At 55.9% G+C, this 14,359-nt stretch carries 12 protein-coding genes; 4 read left to right on the top strand and 8 right to left on the bottom strand.

Going from position 1 to position 14,359, the window contains the following annotated elements; all coding sequences use genetic code 11:
- Positions 1 to 47: 47 nt before the first annotated feature.
- Entirely contained in the window at positions 48 to 263 is a 216-nt protein-coding gene (gene ydgT, locus DD606_RS08975; protein ID WP_000217941.1) for a transcription modulator YdgT, read from the bottom strand.
- A gap of 229 nt (positions 264 to 492) precedes the next feature.
- A complete protein-coding gene (gene blr / locus DD606_RS08970) occupies positions 493 to 618 on the bottom strand; it encodes a division septum protein Blr (protein ID WP_151884424.1) in 126 nt (41 codons plus the stop codon).
- 239 nt (positions 619 to 857) lie between these two features.
- Between blr and DD606_RS08965 the strand changes: the two genes are divergently transcribed.
- Positions 858 to 1,898 carry an oxidoreductase gene (locus DD606_RS08965; protein ID WP_047653378.1) on the top strand — a complete coding sequence of 347 codons (1,041 nt, stop codon included), beginning with the start codon at positions 858 to 860 and terminating at the stop codon, positions 1,896 to 1,898.
- Positions 1,899 to 1,954: 56 nt separating this feature from the next.
- On the opposite strand, the gene add is transcribed toward DD606_RS08965, so the two are convergent.
- The 3 genes from add to malX all read right to left on the bottom strand — a co-directional run bounded on the left by add (position 1,955) and on the right by malX (position 5,865).
- Positions 1,955 to 2,953 carry an adenosine deaminase gene (add, locus tag DD606_RS08960; RefSeq protein ID WP_015570661.1) on the bottom strand — a complete coding sequence of 333 codons (999 nt, stop codon included), beginning with the start codon at positions 2,951 to 2,953 and terminating at the stop codon, positions 1,955 to 1,957.
- Between the two features lie 96 nt (positions 2,954 to 3,049).
- The gene (locus DD606_RS08955; protein WP_129258538.1) at positions 3,050 to 4,222 is read right to left on the bottom strand and encodes a MalY/PatB family protein; all 1,173 of its coding nucleotides are present in this window, start codon (positions 4,220 to 4,222) and stop codon (positions 3,050 to 3,052) included.
- Positions 4,223 to 4,272: 50 nt separating this feature from the next.
- Positions 4,273 to 5,865, bottom strand: coding sequence for a maltose/glucose-specific PTS transporter subunit IIBC (malX, locus tag DD606_RS08950; RefSeq protein ID WP_023324552.1), 1,593 nt, complete (start codon positions 5,863 to 5,865; stop codon positions 4,273 to 4,275).
- A 179-nt stretch (positions 5,866 to 6,044) separates the two neighbouring features.
- Here malX and DD606_RS08945 point away from each other — a divergent pair, with 179 nt between their 5' ends.
- Complete coding sequence (locus DD606_RS08945; protein WP_003857568.1) at positions 6,045 to 7,073, top strand: Mal regulon transcriptional regulator MalI; 1,029 nt, start codon at positions 6,045 to 6,047, stop codon at positions 7,071 to 7,073.
- Positions 7,074 to 7,174: 101 nt separating this feature from the next.
- On the opposite strand, the gene DD606_RS08940 is transcribed toward DD606_RS08945, so the two are convergent.
- Together DD606_RS08940 and manA are read right to left on the bottom strand one after the other, a co-directional pair.
- Complete coding sequence (locus DD606_RS08940) at positions 7,175 to 8,701, bottom strand: YdgA family protein (protein WP_023324553.1); 1,527 nt, start codon at positions 8,699 to 8,701, stop codon at positions 7,175 to 7,177.
- A gap of 99 nt (positions 8,702 to 8,800) precedes the next feature.
- Complete coding sequence (gene manA / locus DD606_RS08935) at positions 8,801 to 9,976, bottom strand: mannose-6-phosphate isomerase (RefSeq protein WP_129258536.1); 1,176 nt, start codon at positions 9,974 to 9,976, stop codon at positions 8,801 to 8,803.
- Between the two features lie 199 nt (positions 9,977 to 10,175).
- Between manA and fumA the strand changes: the two genes are divergently transcribed.
- Positions 10,176 to 11,822 carry a class I fumarate hydratase FumA gene (gene fumA, locus DD606_RS08930; protein ID WP_023314046.1) on the top strand — a complete coding sequence of 549 codons (1,647 nt, stop codon included), beginning with the start codon at positions 10,176 to 10,178 and terminating at the stop codon, positions 11,820 to 11,822.
- 182 nt (positions 11,823 to 12,004) lie between these two features.
- Positions 12,005 to 13,399: a class II fumarate hydratase gene (gene fumC / locus DD606_RS08925; RefSeq protein ID WP_129258534.1), complete on the top strand. Its 1,395-nt coding sequence runs from the start codon at positions 12,005 to 12,007 to the stop codon at positions 13,397 to 13,399.
- Here fumC and tus read toward each other — a convergent pair whose 3' ends face one another.
- On the bottom strand, positions 13,400 to 14,329 hold the full coding sequence (tus, locus tag DD606_RS08920) for a DNA replication terminus site-binding protein (RefSeq protein WP_023314048.1): 930 nt from the start codon (positions 14,327 to 14,329) through the stop codon (positions 13,400 to 13,402).
- Between the last annotated feature and the right edge of the window lie 30 nt (positions 14,330 to 14,359).

Here is a 14,359-nt window from a genome sequence, read left to right as displayed (position 1 = left end):
TTTGCAGGGCGGAGAGTATATAACATTTCACGCCGAAGGCTACTTTCTTATACAACGTAACGCCATACGGATTTAGGCACTTCCCCCACATTGAACAGACGACCGCCAGAGACCAGTTCGGCGCGACGATGGTCAGCAGCGCGGTACATATTGATGATGTCCTGATTATCCGACAGCGTGTAGTTCAGATGGTCAAACAGTTTTTCCAGGCTTTCAAGGGAATTGATCTTGCGAAATTTTAATAAATAGTCCTGAACTGTCATATTAATAAGTTTCCATATAAAAGGGTAATACCCATAAAGGTAATGCGTTCGAATAATAAACGGATTAATAAAGACGTAAACTGTCCACTCGGGTAACGCGACGAAATTAGGAGTTTTCTTTGCGAAGAATCAGGCATCAGGAGATGCCTGAAAGAGAAGGGTAACCCCGTTCATTACGGCTGGCAATATGTTCCATGACGTAATGTGTCACGCTTTATGACGACACGGCTTACTTTTGTTGTGCGACAGTCACAGGCTCCGGCGGCTGGTAGTTATCGATATGGCTGGCAATGCCGAGCAACACGACTGAAACCCCAAGGACAATCCATCCCGCTAATTCAATGATTCGATTAATTATTGACGTCATAATTTGTGTTTGTAATTTATCCATAAATACAGATTACAAATGTTACAGCGCCCTTTTCTTCAGAGCAAGCGCTTTGGGAACGATTCCCCGGCCCCCTATGCGCACTTTAATGCGAGGTAACAAAAAACGCTGTCGTGAGATGCTATTTTAACTCACAGGGCACATTATTAATGTGTGCGTTAAGCACAAGGCCAGTGATAAATAAGCGCACAGCGAGGGGGCAAACGATGAGTGAAAACATCCGCGTCGGTCTTATTGGCTACGGGTACGCAAGCAAAACCTTTCATGCACCGCTGGTTGCCGGCACGCCGGGAATGGAACTGGCGGCCATCACAAGCAGCGATGAGACTAAGGTCCGCGCCGACTGGCCAGCTGTGCCGGTGGTAACGGAGCCTAAGCATCTGTTTAACGATCCTAATATTGACCTTATTGTCATTCCTACCCCTAACGACACTCATTTCCCCCTGGCGAAAGCGGCGCTGGAGGCAGGCAAACATGTTGTTGTCGATAAGCCCTTCACCGTGACGTTGTCACAGGCGCGCGAGCTGGATGCGCTGGCGCGAAGTCTGGGTCGGTTATTATCGGTCTTTCACAACCGGCGCTGGGACAGCGATTTCCTGACGGTCAAAGCGCTGCTCAACGAAGGCACGCTCGGCGAAATTGCCTTTTTTGAGTCGCACTTCGATCGTTATCGTCCGCAGGTGCGAGATCGCTGGCGCGAGCAGGCGGGACCGGGCAGCGGCATCTGGTATGACTTAGCGCCGCATCTTCTCGATCAGGCCGTTCATCTGTTTGGTCTGCCCGTAAGCATGACGGTCGATTTAGCGCAGCTCAGGCCGGGGGCGCAGACCACCGACTATTTCCATGCCATTTTGAGTTATCCGCAGCGGCGCATTGTGCTGCACGGGACAATGCTTGCGGCGGCGGAATCGGCCCGCTATATCATTCATGGGGCGCGCGGCAGCTATGTGAAGTTCGGCCAGGATCCGCAGGAAGAGCGCCTCAAAAATGGCGAACGCTTACCGCAGGAGGACTGGGGCTACGACATGCGCGACGGGGTGGTGACGCGTGCGGAGGGTGAGGCGCTGGTTGAAGAGACGGTATTGACCCTGCCGGGGAACTATCCGGCGTATTACGCCGCCATTCGTGACGCGCTGAACGGTTCAGGTGAAAATCCGGTTCCCGCAAGCCAGGCAATCCAGATTATGGAGCTCATTGAGCTGGGGATCGAATCTGCCAAACATCGCGCAACGCTCTGTCTGGCATAAGTGCCAAACGCTTTCGTAGGCCGGGTAAGCGCAGCGCCACCCGGCAGTAAAGAGGACTACTGAGCAACTTTATCGCGCAGCGCCTGTTTCTCTTCAGGCGTCAGGAAGGCGATCTCCAGCCCGTTGATTTGCGCCTGACGGATCTGCTCGCGGCTCAGCCCGGCCTGCGGCGCGGCGATGTTGTATTCGTGAATAATATCCACGCCCTGAACCGCCGGATCGTCCGTGTTCAGTGAAGCCAGCACCCCGTGTTCAAGGAAGGTTTTCAGCGGGTGTTGCGCCAGCGATGCCACTGTACTGGTCTGAATATTGGAGGTCAGGCAGGATTCGATTCCAATACGTTGTTCGGCGAGGAAATCCATCAGCGCGCGATCTTCAATGGCTTTCACGCCGTGACCAATACGTTCCGCACCCAGTTCACGAATGGCCTGCCAGATGCTTTCCGGCCCCGCGGCTTCGCCTGCATGAACGGTAATATGCCATCCTGCATCACGTGCGCGGTTGAAATGAGACAGGAACAGGCTGCCCGGGAAGCCCAGCTCGTCACCGGCCAGGTCGATGGCGGTGATCTGGTCGCGATGCGCCAGTAATGCTTCCAGCTCCTGAAGACAGGCCGCTTCACCGAAGGTACGGCTCATAATGCCGATCAAACGCGCCTGAACGTCAAAGGTTTTGCAGCCTTCACGCACGCCTTCAATGACCGCTTCAACCACGCCCGCTACGGGGAGATTGTGGGTCATCGCCATATAGCCCGGGGAGAAACGCAGTTCGACATAGTGCAGGCCGTTGCGCGCGGCATCTTCGATGTTTTCAAAGGCGACACGGCGACAGGCATCGACCGAGGCCAGCATCTTCACGCCCCAGTCGAGCTTGCTCAGAAAGCTCACCAGATCCGGTTCGTTCGACGTGACCTGAACATGAGGGATCAGGGTTTCAAGCGTTTCGGCAGGGAGGGTTAAATTGAACTGGCGACCAAGATCGAGAATGGTTTGGGCACGAATGTTTCCGTCGAGGTGGCGGTGAATATCAGTTAAAGGCAGGCGTGTATCAATCATGGTCGCACTCTTTGCTGGTTAAAGTGCGCCATATTATAAAAACAAAACGGGGTAAAAAGCTATTTGCGCAAGGGAATATTCCGTTGCGCAAATGATTTACAGCAGAGTGTTGATGCCAGCGATAAGGCGCTGAACGCCCTGTTCAAGCTTACTACGGGGGCAACCCGCGTTCAGACGAACGTAGCCTTTCCCTTCGGCTCCATAGGTATATCCCGGCATGATGGCCACTTTTTGCTGCTCAATAAGCACCTTTTGCAGCGTATTGTCGTCAATACCGAGCGGGCTGAGGTCGATCCAGGCGAGATAGGTAGCCTCAGGTGGTTGCCAGCTGAGTGCCGGAAAAGCACTGTTTAATTCGCGAGCAACATACCGCAGATTCTCTTCGAGATAGGTCCGCAGCGCGTCCAGCCAGGGTTCGCCCTGTCGGTAAGCAGCAATATGCGCGGTCAGCGCCAGCACGGAAGGGGAAGAGAGTCCGTCCCGACCTTTTAATGCATTCAGATAGGCGTTACGGCTGGCGTCATCGGCGATAAGCCCCCAGGCGCCCGTCAGCGCCGGAATGTTGAAGCTTTTGGAACCCGAGGTCAGCAGCGCCCATTTACCGCGCGCAACCTCATTCCACGGGGTATGACGATGCGTGCCCCATACCATGTCCATATGAATTTCGTCGCTGATCACCGCTACGTCATAACGTTCACACAGGGCCGCCATTGTGGTCAGCGCCTCCCGAGTCCAGACTTTTCCGGTCGGGTTTTGCGGGCTACACAGCAGCAACACCTTGTTTTCCGGTTTTGATAGCGCCGCTTCCAGCGAGGCCATATCCCCCTCCCAGCCATGCGCTGTTTTCTGCATCGGCACGGAAACAACGGTACGCTGGTTGCCTTCGATGGCTTTATAAAAGGCATCGTAAGCCGGAGTATGGACCACCACGCCGTCGCCAGGCGAGGACCAGAGGCGGATCAGCTCCGAGACCATATAAATGACCGACGGCCCATACACCACGGTTTCGGTATCAATCTGACTGTTAAAGCGTTGCCGGAACCAGTGCGCCACGGCGGCCAGAAATTCGTCATTTTTCCAGCGACTGTAACCAAACACCCCGTGGTTTATTCGCTGGTGCAGCGCATCGGTAATGCAGGGGGCGGTGGCGAAATCCATATCAGAGATGGTGAAGGGCAGCAGGTCGGCAGCGCCAAAACGGTCAGCGACATAATCCCACTGGGTACACCAGGTGCCGTGTCGATCCACGACGGTTGAAAAATCAAACATGACGGTGCTCCGTAAAGTAAAACCCCCTCATGACGAGGGGGGGCGAGGCATCAGGCTTCGACGGTTCGCATCAGGGTTGCCAGCTCATCCTTCACTGACTGTACCTGCGGGCCAATGACGACCTGCAAATTGTGTTGATTTAACTGTACCACCCCAATAGCCCGGTTAGCTTTAAGTGCGTTGGTATCCACTTTGGACATGTCTGCCACCGACAAACGCAGGCGGGTGATGCAGTTATCCAGAGAAGTAATATTATCCGCACCGCCCAGCGCCGCCAGAATAGCCGGCGTGTTATATCCGGATTTCCCAACGGTACCGGCCACCGCCTGTTCAACGCTGGTGGCCGTATCGGTATCGCGGCCAGGCGTTTTCAGGTTGAAGCGGGTGATGGCGAAGCGGAAGATCCCGTAGTAAACCGCGAACCAGATGGCGGCCACAACCGGCACCAGATACCACTTGGTGGACAGGCCGTGCAGGATACCGAATACCACGAAGTCAATCACGTTACCGTCGGTGTTACCGATGGTCACACCGAGCACAGCCATCACGGTAAAGCCCAGGCCCGTCAGTACGGCGTGGATGAGGTACAGTACCGGTGCCACGAACAGGAACAGGAACTCGATAGGTTCTGTCGTACCGCCCACCACGCAGGCAATAACGCCGGAGATCAGCAGACCTTTAATTTTATGACGATTTTCCGGACGGGCACAGTGGTACATCGCCAGCGCAGCACCCGGCAGGCCGCCGAGGAAGGCAGGCATTTTACCCTGAGAAAGGAAACGCGTCGCACTTTCAGAGAAGCCGTGAGTGGTCGGGCAGCTCAGCTGGGCCTGGAAGATGGTCAGCGCGCCGCTAACGGAATGACCGCAAACGTCCATGGTGCCGCCTGCTTCCGTAAAGCGGATCAGGGCAACCAGGATGTGCTGTAAACCAAACGGTAGCAGCAGACGTTCACCCGTACCGAAAATCATCGGGCCGAAATCACCCGCGCCGTTGATAATGCGGCCAATCCCGGTGATCCCCATGGCAAAAATCGGCCAAATCAGAGGGATGATCAGACCAAACAGACCCATCACAACCAGCGTAATGATTGGCACAAAGCGGGTCCCGCCGAAGAAGGCCAGCGCATCGGGCAGGCGGATGTTGTGGAAGCGCTCGTGCAGCATCCAGATAATCACCCCCGCGATCACGGCTCCAAGGATCCCGGTATCGATGGACTGAATACCAATCACGCTCTGAATGTTATTGGCTTTCAGTACCGCCGCGTCGGTCGTCGGCAGGATCCCTTTGGCGGTCAGCCAGAAGTTAACCGCAAGGTTCATGACCGCATAGCCAACGAAGCCCGCAAACGCCGCCACGCCTTTGTTTTCGCGCGCCAGACCCAGAGGAATGGCGATACAGAACATTACCGGCAGGAAGCTAAAGGCAAACGATCCGACCTTGCTCATCCAGATGAAGATCGCCTGAAGTACCGGATTTCCCAGGAAAGGGATCAGGGTAATGACGTCATGACTGCTTAACGAGCTGCCGATCCCCAGCATAATCCCGCAAAAAGAGAGAAGCGCCACGGGCAGCATAAAGGTTTTACCCAGTTGCTGGAAAAACTCCCACAGTGATATTTTTTGTGCTGCTTTCGTCGTCATAAAACGACTCCTTAAAGGGTAGAAAGAGATTTAACGACCTCGATGGGGCGAGAAGATAAAACGTTTTATCAAACTTTAGTGCGCGCTAAATCACATTCTCAGGCTTTTACTGGTAGTATAAAGATAACGTATTGATAAAACGTTTTAGCGATCTCATTATCAAGGAGTCACGCCACCACATGGCTGTAGCGAAAAAGATCACCATCAACGATGTCGCGCTGGCGGCGGGGGTTTCCGTCAGCACCGTTTCGCTGGTATTAAGCGGGAAGGGGCGCATCTCTCCTGCAACGGGTCAGCGCGTCAACGAGGCCGTTGAGCAGTTGGGCTTTGTGCGTAATCGCCAGGCGTCGGCGCTGCGCGGTGGGCAAAGCGGGGTGATAGGGCTGATTGTTCGCGACCTCGCGTCGCCGTTTTATGCAGAACTGACCGCCGGGCTTACCGAGGCGCTTGAAGCGCAGGGGCGAATGGTTTTCCTGCTCCACGGTGGGCGCGAACCGGAGCAACTGCTCTCCAGGCTGGATTTGCTGCTGACACAAGGGGTGGATGGGGTAATCGTGGCCGGCGCGTCCGGCGTGGGCAGTGAATTGTGTGAGCGCGCGGCGCAGAAAGGCGTACCGCTGGTGTTTGCGTCGCGCGCCAGCTATCTCGACGAAGCCGATACCCTTCGGCCAGATAACATGCAGGCCGCGCAAATGCTGACCGAGCATCTTATTCATCGCGGCCATCAGCGCATCGCCTGGCTCGGCGGTAAAAGCTCGTCCCTGACGCGTGCCGAGCGGGTGGGCGGTTACTGTTCCACGCTCATCAAATATGGCCTGCCGTTTCACAGCGAATGGGTGGTGGAGTGTGAATCCAGCCAGAAAAAAGCCGCGGAAGCCATCGGCACGCTGCTTCGCAACAGCCCGACGATCAGCGCGGTGATTTGCTATAACGACGTTATTGCGATGGGGGCGTGGTTCGGCTTGATCCGCGCCGGACGCCAGAGCGGTGAGGGCGGGGTAGAAACGTTCTTCGGCCATCAGGTGGCGCTGGGGGCGTTTGCAGATGTCGGTGAAAATGCGTTAGACGATCTCCCCATCGTCTGGGCGACGACGCCGGCTCGTGAAATGGGGTACACCCTGGCAGAACGAATTATGCAGCGCATTGAAAATACGGACGTGCAGGCCGGGCATCAGATTGTGGCTGCGCGCTTAGTGACGGTGAAGTAAACGCTTTGCTTGCACGGGCCTACAACGGCTCAGGATCGGAGGCCGGGTAAGCGTCAGCGCCACCCGGCAATAAAAAACCCCTCATGCGAGGGGTTTTTCGTTTACTGCTGCGGTACTGCCGGCGGCGCAGCCGGTTCGGCCGGTTCAGGCATGCCCAGCGTCGGCATACCAAACATACCGACAAACTCTTCCAGCGGCATTTTGTCGCCGTTGAGCGTCACCTGGCCATTAGCATATTGCAGGCTGGTGGAAATGGTGTTGTCTTCCACCTTCGTGATGCGGAACATCTGGCCCATCGCCGCCAGGCCTTTCACCTGTTGGTTTGCCAGTTTACCTGCATCTTCTTCACCATACCCTTCGAGTTTCGCAATCTGCGTCATGAACTCGGTTGCCATATCCATCGGGATGGTCAGCTTGCTGTCGAGCGATTTCACGCTGCGGTCAACTTCCTGCGCCAGGGTCTGCGGCTCGCCGGTCGTGGCTGCCGGATCCTTCAGGAACAGCGACAGGTTGAAGTTGGTTTCGCCTTTGCCGTTTTTCCAGCTCAGGGGCGCAACGGTAATCACCGGCTCGCCCTTCAGCAGGATCGGCAGGTTATTAAACAGCACCGTCATCGCCTGCTGCTGATAAGCCTGTGGGTTCTGTTGCAGGGCGGCATCGGTCAGCAGAGCCTGGCTCTCTTTACTGTATTTCTGACTGAATTCGTGCCACGCCTGGCCGTCAATGTTGCCGATTTTCAGAGACAACTTACCGGTACCCAGATCCTGATTCTGTACTTTCAGGCTTTTCAGGCTGTAATCCAGCTGGGTGTTGATGCTTTTACCGTCTTTGGACACGTCAGACTTACCGTCCAGATCCATGCCTTCAAGCACCGCCATCTCTTTGCCTTCGATCGCAATGGCGATCTTATCGAGGCTCAGTTTCTGGTCGCCGATACGCTCATCAAAATCAGTCATACGGCTATTGCCGCTGGCTTTCAGGTTGTTGAAGGTAAGCTGCACCTTCTGGTTATATTCATTGACTGAATTCACCAGGCCGCTGGCGGCATCGCCGGTCAGGGAGACATTCTTGCCGTCGCGATCGGCATCAAGCTGGAAATTACCGCCGCTGAAGGCGACTTTATCGGTGCCTTGTTCGTAATTCAGGGCTTTCAGGTCGATGTCGGAATGCGTATCACCGGCATAGCTGATGCGGGTATTGATCTCAAACGGCGACTCATTTTTCGCCATATCGAAAATCGGCTTCGTCACCTCGTTATTCACCAGTACGGTTCTGGCGGATGCCATAGAGGGGATCAGGTTAAACTTTTTCAACTGCGCCAGCGGGAACGGACCGTGGCTGACCACTTCATCCAGCACCACGCTCTGGCCCGGTTTCAGCCAGGCGTTCTGATTACCCGCAACCGGCTTCACCACCACCTGCATATGGCTGGTAAACACGCCACGCTGGTAGTTCTGATAGCTCAGCTCCAGACCTGCTTCAGGCGCGCTGCGCTTAATCTCGCTGTTTGCCTGCGTCATCATCTCTGCCAGACGGCTTTCCAGCTGTTTCCCGGTATACCAGGAAGCACCCGTCCAGATCACGCCTAAAGCAACAATCACTCCTACCGCTACGACCGATTTTTTCATTGCGATTATCCCTAAAATGAAACCAGGCGGTTAAAACCGCCTGGTGTTACAACGCCTGTTACTAGCTTAGCAAGAGTTGTTAAAAAATTCAGTAAGTCCCTAAAGCTTATTAAAAACACGCGCCAGGCGACCGGTGCCGCTCACCCGGACAGGCGACTCGTTTGCTGCGACAAAGGCGGATTCACCCGGTTTGAGCACCAGACGCTCGCTATCTTTGTGCAACGTCGCTTCGCCTTCCACACAGAACAGGATCGCGGCGCTCTCCTGTGCAATGGCGGTTTCGTCTGCGCTGAGGTCGTGCAGGGAGAAGGCAAAATCGTCAACCGGAATCGGGAAGTCCAGCTCTGCGCCGTTTTTCACCGGCTGAGTAAGCAGCTCCGCAGCAGGTTTCGCCACAAACTTCACGTTGGCAACCAGCTCAGGGATATCGATGTATTTTGGCGTCAGGCCCGCGCGCAGTACGTTATCGGAGTTAGCCATCACCTCCAGTGCCACGCCGTTGAGGTAGGCGTGCGGGGTTTCAGCGAACAGGAACATCGCTTCGCCCGGGTTGAGCTTCACCACGTTCAGCAGCAGCGGAGAGAAGAGGCCGCTGTCGTCCGGATAAAACGCGGAAATTACGCGAATGGTGTCCCATGGCTCACCCTGCTGGCTGTTCAGCGCGGCTTTCAGCACCGCCAGCGCGTGGGATTTTTCCTCGGCCTGCATATTCAGCAGGCTGGCAAACAGCTCGCTCAAGGTTTCTGCGTTCGGGTTTTCCAGGAAGTGGGCGATCGCGTTGTGAGCCCCGGCGACCGGTTGCAGCAGGGAGATGATCTCGGAAAACTCGCGGAAGGCATTCATCGCCAGAAAAGGGGTGAGGGCGAAAACCAGTTCCGGCTTGTGGTTAGGATCTTTGTAGTTACGCTCTGCGGCGTCTAACGGAATACCGGCGGCATTTTCTTTGGCAAAGCCCAGCTCAGAGGCTTTTTTGTTCGGGTGAACCTGAATGGAGAGCGGCTGGTCGGCGCACAATACCTTGAACAGAAACGGCAGCTCACCAAAACGATTCGCCACTTTATCGCCGAGCAGTGCGGCTTTGTCGGCGTCGATGACGTCACGCAGGCTGCGAACCTGACCGCTGGCATCTTCAATTTTTGAGCTGCTCTTCGGGTGCGCGCCCATCCACAGCTCTGCCATCGGCAGGTTGTCCGGGTTGGCGATACCGTAGAGATCCGTTAACGCAGTTTTACTTCCCCAGGCGTAGTTTTGCACTGAGTTGATGAGTTTTTGCATTATCAAGCCCTGATTCATATGTGGAATTAACTCCGCGTATTAAAGCAATAAACCGAATGGAAGTAACCTGCGGATGTAAAAAGTCGTACTAGTCTCAGTTTTTGTTAAAAAATTGTGTAGGATAAGCTGACTCGCTTTTAAGCCGGGCAGCGGAACATCTGCCCTGAATAAACAGACCGAAGCAGTAAGTGAGAGAACAATGTCGAATAAACCCTTCCATTATCAGGATCCTTTCCCGCTCAGTCAGGATCAGACCGAGTATTATCTGTTAACCCGCGATTACGTTACTGTCTCTGAGTTTGAAGGGCAGGAGATCCTCAAAGTTGACCCGCAGGCGCTGACGTTGCTGGCGCAGCAAGCCTTCCATGATGCTTCCTTTATGCTCCGTCCGGCGCATCAGCAGCAGGTTGCTGATATCCTGAGCGACCCGGAAGCCAGCGAGAACGATAAGTACGTTGCCCTGCAATTCCTGCGTAACTCTGATATCGCGGCGAAAGGCATTCTGCCGACCTGCCAGGACACCGGCACGGCGATTATCACCGGTAAAAAAGGCCAGCGCGTCTGGACCGGCGGCGGTGACGAAGCGGCGCTGGCGCGCGGCGTTTACAATACCTACACCGAAGACAACCTGCGCTATTCGCAAAACGCGGCGCTGGATATGTACAAAGAGGTGAACACCGGCACTAACCTGCCTGCGCAGATTGACCTCTACAGCGTCGACGGTGACGAGTACAAATTCCTCTGCATCGCCAAAGGCGGCGGTTCAGCCAACAAAACCTATCTTTACCAGGAAACCAAAGCGCTGCTTACCCCGGGCAAGCTGAAGAACTACCTGGTCGAGAAGATGCGTACCCTCGGCACCGCGGCCTGCCCGCCGTACCATATCGCATTTGTGATTGGCGGTACGTCTGCCGAAAGCACCCTGAAAACCGTTAAGCTGGCCTCAACCAAATACTACGATGGCCTGCCAACGGAAGGTAACGAACATGGTCAGGCGTTCCGCGACGTGCAGCTTGAGCAGGAACTGCTGGCCGAAGCGCAGAACCTGGGGCTGGGCGCGCAGTTTGGCGGTAAATACTTCGCGCATGACATTCGCGTGATCCGCCTGCCGCGCCACGGTGCTTCCTGTCCGGTGGGGATGGGCGTTTCCTGTTCAGCGGACCGTAACATCAAAGCGAAGATCAACCGCGACGGCATCTGGATCGAGAAGCTGGAGAACAACCCGGGCAAATACATCCCTGAAGAACTGCGTAAAGCGGGCGAGGGGGAAGCGGTTCGCGTGGACCTGAATCGTCCGATGAAAGAGATTCTGGCGCAGCTTTCGCAGTATCCGGTCTCGACGCGCCTTTCCCTGAACGGGACGATTATCGTGGGCCGCGACATCGCCCATGCGAAGCTGAAAGAGCGCCTGGACAACGGCGAAGGGCTGCCGCAGTACATTAAAGATCACCCGATCTACTACGCAGGTCCGGCAAAAACGCCTGATGGATATGCTTCCGGCTCGTTAGGCCCAACCACGGCGGGCCGTATGGACTCCTACGTCGACCAGTTGCAGGCCAACGGCGGCAGCATGATCATGCTGGCGAAAGGCAACCGCAGCCAGCAGGTGACGGACGCGTGCCACAAGCACGGCGGCTTCTACCTCGGTAGCATCGGTGGCCCGGCGGCGGTGCTGGCGCAGGGCAGTATCAAGAGCCTTGAGTGCGTGGAGTACCCGGAACTGGGTATGGAAGCGATCTGGAAAATTGAAGTGGAAGACTTCCCGGCGTTCATCCTCGTGGATGACAAAGGTAACGACTTCTTCAAACAGATCCAGTCTTCCCAGTGTTCGGCGTGTGTGAAGTAATTCTGTAAATTGCCGGGTGGCGCTGACGCTTAACCGGCCTACATACTCGTAGGTCGGGTAAGGCGCAACCGCCACCCGACATCAAAAAGAGCGCACAAAGCGCCATAACGTTTCTCAGAAGTCATCAATACTTATCTCTTAAGCATGTGAGCAATCCCATCTTTGTTATCAAGGAGTAAGTAATGACAATGCATCGCCGCGAGAAAGACTCCATGGGCGCCATCGACGTCCCGGCCGACAAGCTATGGGGCGCACAAACCCAGCGTTCGCTGGAGCATTTCCGCATTTCGACAGAGAAAATGCCCGTCTCGCTAATCCAGGCGCTGGCGTTGACCAAACGCGCTGCCGCCAAAGTCAATCAGGATCTGGGCCTGCTGGATGCCGAAAAAGCCACCGCCATCATCAATGCCGCCGACGAAGTGCTGGCGGGCAAACATCCCGACGAATTCCCCCTTGCCATCTGGCAGACCGGCTCAGGCACCCAGAGCAACATGAACATGAACGAGGTGCTGGCGAACCGCGCAAGCGAGTTGCTTGGCGGCCTACGCGGCATGGAGCGCAAGATCCACCCGAACGATGACGTGAACAAAAGCCAGAGTTCCAACGACGTGTTTCCGACGGCCATGCACGTGGCGGCCGTCATCGCAATCCGCGAGCAGCTTATCCCGCAGCTCAACGTGCTTAAATCTACGCTTAACGAGAAAGCGCAGGCCTTCCGCGACATTGTTAAAATTGGTCGTACGCACCTTCAGGACGCCACGCCGCTGACGCTCGGCCAGGAGATCTCCGGCTGGGTGGCGATGCTGGAGCACAACCTTAAGCATATCGACAACAGCCTGCCGCATCTGGCGGAGCTGGCGCTCGGCGGAACGGCGGTGGGCACTGGGTTAAACACCCATCCCGAGTACGCGGTGCGCGTGGCCGAAGAGCTGGCGAAGATTACCGGGCAGCCGTTTGTTACCGCTCCGAATAAATTCGAAGCGCTGGCGACCTGTGATGCCCTGGTGCATACCCATGGCGCGCTGAAAGGGCTGGCGGCCTCGCTGATGAAAATCGCCAACGACGTGCGCTGGCTGGCCTCCGGCCCGCGCTGCGGCATCGGCGAAATCAGCATTCCGGAAAACGAGCCGGGCAGCTCCATTATGCCGGGCAAAGTGAACCCGACCCAGTGCGAAGCCATGACCATGCTGTGCTGTCAGGTGATGGGTAATGACGTGGCGGTTAACATGGGCGGCGCGTCGGGTAACTTCGAGCTTAACGTCTATCGACCGATGGTGATCCACAACGTACTGCAATCGATTCGTCTGCTGGCCGATGGCATGGAGAGCTTTAACGAGCACTGCGCGGTGGGCATTGAGCCTAATCGCGAGCGAATCAGCCAGCTGCTGAATGAGTCTCTGATGCTGGTAACGGCGCTGAACACCCATATTGGTTATGACAAAGCGGCCGAAATCGCTAAAAAAGCGCACAAAGAGGGGCTTACCCTGAAAGCCTCTGCGCTGGCGCTGGGCTACCTGACGGACGCCGAGTTTGATGCCTGGGTCCGACCGGAAGCGATGGTGGGCAGCCTCAGATAATCACTGCGCCACATACAGGTGCAGCCGCGGAATAATCAGCTGTAGCGGCTGCGCCTGGGGTTTATATCGATGCTGAACGTTTTCAGCATCGTAGTTCAGCAGTTCCCCGATATCCGGCACCACCGCACCCTGATCGGCATCATAGAGCGCAATCAGCGGCGTCGGGCAGGCGTATTGCACCTGCTTTTGTTGACCGGCATACCAGACACGGGCGATAGGCTGCACCTTCACCGGACGCTTTATTTTAAGACGGGTATCAGCTGGCAGGGAGGCAATGCTGTGGTACTCCTGCTCCAGCCGTTCAATCCACTGTTCCCGCGACCACGGGGCGACCGTTCGCGGCGATTTCAGGCTTTTTTCCAGCTGCGCCAGGATCTCGTCCCGCGCGAAATTTTTAATGATGTGCTTGTTGGCCCAGCCGAAGCGCAGCGTGGCGGGATGGCGCAGTACCGTCAGCGTGCGGTAGGCATTCAGGGTGATCAGCCCCGGAAGCTGGCGATGCACCCATTCAAAACGGGCAGCCGGTGCCAGCCCGGACTCAACGGTTACAATCTTCTCAAAGGCGGCTTTCAGCGTATTGATATGCGTAATCTGCGCCTCAATTCCTTCACGCGTTGCGGCATCCGTTTGCAGGCAGATGACGCCGGGCAGGCGAACGGCGGCCTTACTGCTGCGATTTTCGGACTGCTGCTGGATGAAAAGGCGACGATAGTGCTGCAACGTCATTTCCAGCGCCGCCTTGCCAACATGCTGCGTCACCTCAATGGTGTTCAGCGGGTCGTGCTCTGCGCCTTTTGCCACCTCGGGCAGGGAAAAGACGCGGGCGGCCAGCAGGCGGCAGTCCTGAAGTTGCCCCGTGAGGGTCAGTAACGCCTGCTCTATTTCCCGAAATGTGGTGTTAAGCCTTTCGATGAGATCGTAAGTTGTCATGGCAGCCCTTAATTAGTTACAACATACTAT

Origin of the sequence: Enterobacter cloacae complex sp. GF14B (assembly GCF_004136805.1) — a bacterium.
Classification (GTDB): domain Bacteria; phylum Pseudomonadota; class Gammaproteobacteria; order Enterobacterales; family Enterobacteriaceae; genus Enterobacter; species Enterobacter hormaechei_C.
The sequence above is the reverse complement of the archived record's forward strand: the minus strand, read 5'-3'. Positions and strand labels throughout refer to the sequence as shown.

Coding starts and splice junctions, on each gene's coding strand:
- fumC (WP_129258534.1), top strand. CDS start 12,005: ATGACAATGCATCGCCGCGAGAAAGACTCCATGGGCGCCATCGACGTC.
- malX (WP_023324552.1), bottom strand. CDS start 5,865: ATGACGACGAAAGCAGCACAAAAAATATCACTGTGGGAGTTTTTCCAG.
- fumA (WP_023314046.1), top strand. CDS start 10,176: ATGTCGAATAAACCCTTCCATTATCAGGATCCTTTCCCGCTCAGTCAG.
- DD606_RS08965 (WP_047653378.1), top strand. CDS start 858: ATGAGTGAAAACATCCGCGTCGGTCTTATTGGCTACGGGTACGCAAGC.
- tus (WP_023314048.1), bottom strand. CDS start 14,329: ATGACAACTTACGATCTCATCGAAAGGCTTAACACCACATTTCGGGAA.
- DD606_RS08955 (WP_129258538.1), bottom strand. CDS start 4,222: ATGTTTGATTTTTCAACCGTCGTGGATCGACACGGCACCTGGTGTACC.
- manA (WP_129258536.1), bottom strand. CDS start 9,976: ATGCAAAAACTCATCAACTCAGTGCAAAACTACGCCTGGGGAAGTAAA.
- DD606_RS08940 (WP_023324553.1), bottom strand. CDS start 8,701: ATGAAAAAATCGGTCGTAGCGGTAGGAGTGATTGTTGCTTTAGGCGTG.
- ydgT (WP_000217941.1), bottom strand. CDS start 263: ATGACAGTTCAGGACTATTTATTAAAATTTCGCAAGATCAATTCCCTT.
- DD606_RS08945 (WP_003857568.1), top strand. CDS start 6,045: ATGGCTGTAGCGAAAAAGATCACCATCAACGATGTCGCGCTGGCGGCG.
- add (WP_015570661.1), bottom strand. CDS start 2,953: ATGATTGATACACGCCTGCCTTTAACTGATATTCACCGCCACCTCGAC.